Source organism: Saccharomonospora iraqiensis subsp. iraqiensis (genome assembly GCF_000430445.1).
GTDB classification, from domain to species: Bacteria; Actinomycetota; Actinomycetes; order Mycobacteriales; family Pseudonocardiaceae; genus Saccharomonospora; species Saccharomonospora iraqiensis.
Map to the genome: position 1 here is coordinate 171,088 of NZ_KE387084.1, position 1,939 is coordinate 173,026.

Genomic DNA, 1,939 nt, shown 5'->3' on the forward strand with positions numbered 1-1,939 from the left:
TCGCGCGCCCCGGCCAGCGTGCCGCCCAGCCGCTCGCCCGCGTCGGCCAGGTCGGTCAGCAGCGGGCGCAGCCGGTCCAGCTGGTCGGTCAGCGCCTCGCCCGTCTCGTCGAGCACCCCCCGCACGGTGTCGCCGAGGGAGGCGGTCGTGTCGAGCAGGTCGGTGAACCGGTCCCGTTCGGCCAACAACGTCTCGACCGCGGGGGTGATCTCCGTCAGCGCCGCCTCCAACGTCGGGGTGCCGTCCGCGAGCCGCGCGGACACCGCGCCGACCGAGTCGATCAGTTCCCGGATCCGTCCCCTGTGGTCGTCCAGCGTCGTCAGCACCGAGTCCAGTTCGGACAGCAGTTCGCGGACGGTGCCGCCGCGTCCGGACAGTGCCGCGTCGGCCTCGGTCACCAGCGTGCGCATCTGGGCGATGCCGGAGCCGTTCAGCAGGGTGCCCACCGCCGCGAGCGTGTCCTCGACCGTCGGGCCCGGCGAGGTGCGCTCCGCGGGGATCCGGTGCCCGTCGGCGGACGGGGACCTCTCCCGTCCCGGGTCGAGTGCGACGTAGCGGCTCCCGAGCGTGGAGAGCAGCTCCAGGCGCGCGGTGGTGTCCGGGCCGAGGGGGACCTCGGTGTGCAGTTTCAGTTCGACCAGCGCGCGGAAGTTCTCGGTGCGGATCTCCGACACCCGGCCGACCTCGACCTGTCCGGCCCGCACCGGGCTGCCGACGTGCAGGCGCGAGACGTCGGTGAACACGGCGGTGACGCGGTCCACCGGCTCGGTGCCGCCGGCCCCGGCGAGTGTCTGCAGGCTCACCCGCTCCAGACCGCACCCCGCGGTGAGGACCGCGACCAGCGTGGTGGGCACGACCCACCGCAGCACGGTCGTCGCCGGTCGGATCATCGTCCACCTCCGTCGAGCAGCGCCCGCAGCCCGAACGGATCGTCCACCTCGGGCGGGAAGTCGATCGGGTTCGTGATCCCCGCGCCGTCGCACAGCGGCAGGGACAGGCGTTCACACAGCCGGGCCGTGGTGGGGAACTGGGAGAGGTTGGTGGAGAGGTCGAGCCGGATGCGCAGGCGGTCGTCCGCGGTGAGGGCGCGGTCGAAGTTCTGCAGCGTCAGCGGGAGCGTGTCCAGGGTCTCGGCGAGCTGGTCACGCCGGGCCACCAGGGTGGTGCTCACCTCGGCCAGCCGGGAGACGTCCCCGGTGAGTTCCGTGCCGTGCCCGTCGAGCAGCCGGCTGAGGCTTCCCAGTGCCTCGGACAGCCGGGTCAGGGCCCGGGCCACGGAGTCCTCGTGTTCGGCGAGGTCGGCCGAGGCGTTGGTGACCGCCGCGGTCACCGAGTCGATCGTGCGCCGGTGGTCGGCGACCAGCGTGACCAGCGAGTCCACGTCCTCGACGAGGGCACCGACCTCGGGTGTCCCCTCGGCGAGCACGTCGGTGGCTCCGGCGAGCCCGGCGATCGCCTCGCGCAGTGCCGGCCCGTTGCCCTCCAGTGCGTCCGCCGTCCGGCGCACCAGCGTGGCCAGGTCGCTGTCGCCGTCCGGGTCGGTCGGGGCGACCGCGTCCAGCAGCGTGTCCAGCGAGTCGGTCAGTTCGTTCCACGTGACCGGGGCGTGGGTGCGTCCCACCGGGATCACGGCCCCGTCGGACAGGCGCTCGCCGCCGGTGTGTGCGGGGGCGAGTTCGACGAACCGGTCGCTGATCACGGAGGGGTTCATGATGTAGGCGTGCGCGTCGGCGGGCACCGCGGTGTCGCCGGGCAGGGTCATCGTGACCCGCACGGTGCCGCCGCGCGGGTCCACCGACTCCACCGTTCCCAGCGGCACGCCGAGCACGGCCACGTCGCTGCCCGGGTGGATCCCGCTCGCCGAGGCGAAGTCGGCGGCCAGGCGCAGGCGCGGCTCGGGCCGGAGCAGGACGTACCAGCCGCTCGCGGCCCCCCGCGC

The 1,939-nt window shown here is 74.1% G+C and carries 2 protein-coding genes; both read right to left on the minus strand.

All coding sequences use genetic code 11. The features are described 5' to 3' along the window. On the minus strand, window positions 1–890 hold an 890-nt coding region (locus tag ACTIR_RS22720), incomplete at its 3' end, for an MCE family protein (RefSeq protein ID WP_034239341.1). Continuing rightward, window positions 887–1,939, minus strand: a 1,053-nt coding sequence (locus ACTIR_RS22725; protein WP_065388564.1) for an MCE family protein, incomplete at its 5' end; no start/stop codon positions are given. The genes ACTIR_RS22720 and ACTIR_RS22725, both read right to left, overlap by 4 nt.